2 rRNA genes are annotated in these 3,048 nt (G+C 60.0%); both read left to right on the plus strand.

Annotated features, from left to right (window positions below):
• Window positions 1-2,862 (plus strand): 23S ribosomal RNA (locus HMPREF1985_RS07850); the annotation flags it as partial.
• Window positions 2,863-2,931: 69 nt separating this feature from the next.
• A 5S ribosomal RNA gene (gene rrf / locus HMPREF1985_RS07855) occupies window positions 2,932-3,048 on the plus strand.

Here is a 3,048-nt window from a genome sequence, read left to right on the forward strand (position 1 = left end):
GACGCGATAAGCTGCGAAAAGCCGTGGGGAGCCGCAAGTAGGCATCGATCCACGGGTCTCCGAATGGGGCAACCCCATGCGAGCCATGTCGCATGATCCGAAAGGAAGACAACCCGGCGAACTGAAACATCTAAGTAGCCGGAGGAAAAGTAAACAAAAGTGATTCCCCCAGTAGCGGCGAGCGAAACGGGAAGAGCCCAAACCGGGGGCCCTCGGGCCCCCGGGGTTGAGGACCGGCAGCAAGCTGGCCCGTCCTAGCGGAAGTGCCTGGGAAGGCACGGCGGAGAGAGCGAGACCCTCGTACGCGAAAGGACGGCAGGCGGGCCGGGATCCAGAGTACCACGGGGCACGAGGAACCCTGTGGGAAGCCGGGTGGACCACCATCCAAGGCAAAACACGACGAAACGACCGATAGCGCACAGTACCGTGAGGGAAAGGTGAAAAGAACCGCGGGAGCGGAGTGAAAGAGAACCTGAAACCGTATGTCTGCAAGCAGTCGGAGCGCTTTGCATGCGCGACGGCGTGCCTATTGAAGAATGAACCGGCGAGTTCATCCATGCAGCAAGGTTAAGCGGGAGACGCGGAGCCGAAGCGAAAGCGAGCCTGAACAGGGCGCGAGTTGCATGGACGAGACCCGAAACCACAGTGATCTATGCATGGCCAGGCTGAAACCCAGGTAAGAATGGGCGGAGGGCCGAACCCGTGAGTGTTGAAAAACTTTGGGATGAGCCGTGCATAGGGGTGAAATGCCAATCGAACGTGGAGATAGCTGGTTCTCCCCGAAATAGCTTTAGGGCTAGCCTCAGGCGCGCCTATGGGCGGTAGAGCACTGATCGGGCAAGGGGGCGTGAAGCCTGCCGAACCCAGTCAAACTGCGAATGGCCATAGGCAAGGCCTGGGAGTCAGAACGCGGGTGATAAGACCCGCGCTCGAGAGGGAAACAGCCCAGACCGCCGACCAAGGTCCCCAATGCTGTACTAAGTGGGAAAGGATGTAGGACTTCAAAGACAACCAGGACGTTGGCTCAGAAGCAGCCACCATTCAAAGAGTGCGTAACAGCTCACTGGTCGAGAGGCCCTGCGCCGAAGATATCCGGGGCTCAAGTACAGAACCGAAGTCGCGGCATGCGCCACCGGCGCATGGGTAGGGGAGCGTACGATGCAGGACGAAGGCCGACCGGAAGGACGGCTGGACCGCATCGCAGCGAGAATGCCGGTATGAGTAGCGAAACGGCGCGTGAGAATCGCGCCCACCGAAAGCCGAAGGGCTCCTGGGCAACGCTCGTCGCCCCAGGGCAAGTCGGGACCTAAGCCGAGGCAGAAAGCATAGGCGATGGACAGCAGGCGAAGATTCCTGCACCGCATGGCGTCGTTTGAGGATGGAGTGACACAGCAAGGAGCTTGGGCGCGCGGCTGGAAGAGCGCGTCGAAGGCGGTAGGCCGCATGGGAGGCAAATCCCCCATGCGAAAGGCCGAGAGCCGACAGACAGGCCTGCCCCTCGGGGCAGGCCGAATCCAAGCGCACTACACTGTCGAGAAAAGCTTCTAACGAGACGGCATGCGCCCGTACCAAGACCGACACAGGCAGGCGGGGAGAGAATCCTAAGGTGCGCGGGAAAACCCTCGTTAAGGAACTCGGCAAAATGCATCCGTAACTTCGGGAGAAGGATGGCCGGGACCGGTGGGGCCCCTTGCGGGCGGAGCCGGGGCCGGCGGCAGAAGAGAAGCCCAAGCGACTGTTTACCACAAACACAGGTGCCTGCCAAAGAGAAATCTGACGTATAGGTGCTGACACCTGCCCGGTGCTGGAAGGTCAAGGGGAAGGGTCAGGCGAGAGCCGAAGCCCCGAGCTGAAGCCCCAGTAAACGGCGGCCGTAACTATAACGGTCCTAAGGTAGCGAAATTCCTTGTCGGGCAAGTTCCGACCCGCACGAAAGGTGTAACGATTTGGGCGCTGTCTCAACGGGGGGCCCGGTGAAATTGAAATACCTGTGAAGATGCAGGTTACCCGCGACTGGACAGAAAGACCCCATGGAGCTTCACTGCAGCCTGGCATTGGTCCTTGGCATGTGACGTACAGGATAGTTGGGAGACGGGGAACGCGGGCCGCAAGGCGCGCGGGAGTCAACGTTGGGATACCAACCCTCACGTGCTAGGGACCTAACTCCGGGACCAACGGCACCGAGGACAGTGCCAGGCGGGCAGTTTGACTGGGGCGGTCGCCTCCGAAAGCGTAACGGAGGCGCCCAAAGGTTCCCTCAGCGCGGACAGGAACCGCGCGGAGAGCGCAAAGGCAGAAGGGAGCCTGACTGCGAGACAGACACGTCGGGCAGGTACGAAAGTAGGGCTTAGTGATCCGGTGGAATGAGAGTGGGATTGCCATCGCTCAACGGACAAAAGCTACCCTGGGGATAACAGGCTAATCTCTCCCAAGAGTCCATATCGACGGGGAGGTTTGGCACCTCGATGTCGGCTCATCACATCCTGGGGCTGAAGCAGGTCCCAAGGGTTGGGCTGTTCGCCCATCAAAGTGGTACGTGAGCTGGGTTCAGAACGTCGTGAGACAGTTCGGTCCATATCCATCGCGGGCGCAAGATACATGAGGGAAGCTGCTCCCAGTACGAGAGGACCGGAGTGGACGGACCGCCGGTATGCCAGTTGTCCCGCCAGGGGCACGGCTGGGCAGCCGCGTCCGGAAGGGATAAGCGCTGAAAGCATCTAAGCGCGAAGCCCGTCCCGAGATGAAGTATCTCACAGCAGAGGCTGGTAAGACTCCTTGTGGAACACGAGGTCGATAGGGTAGGCGTGGAAGTCCCGCGAGGGATGGAGCAGGCTACTACTAATCAGTCGAGGGCTTGACTTGCTGGGGAATCCCAAGGTGTCCTTTGGCATGCGTTTCTTCTGTATAGTTTTGAGTGCGCAGCACTCGGCATTCAGTGACGATGGCTATGTGGGCCCACCTGTTCCCATACCGAACACAGCAGTTAAGCACATACACGCCGAAAGTACTTGGCCGGGGACGGCCCGGGAGGATAGGGAGTCGCTGATT

The organism is Mitsuokella sp. oral taxon 131 str. W9106 (genome assembly GCF_000469545.1).
Lineage (GTDB): Bacteria > Bacillota > Negativicutes > Selenomonadales > Selenomonadaceae > AWVT01.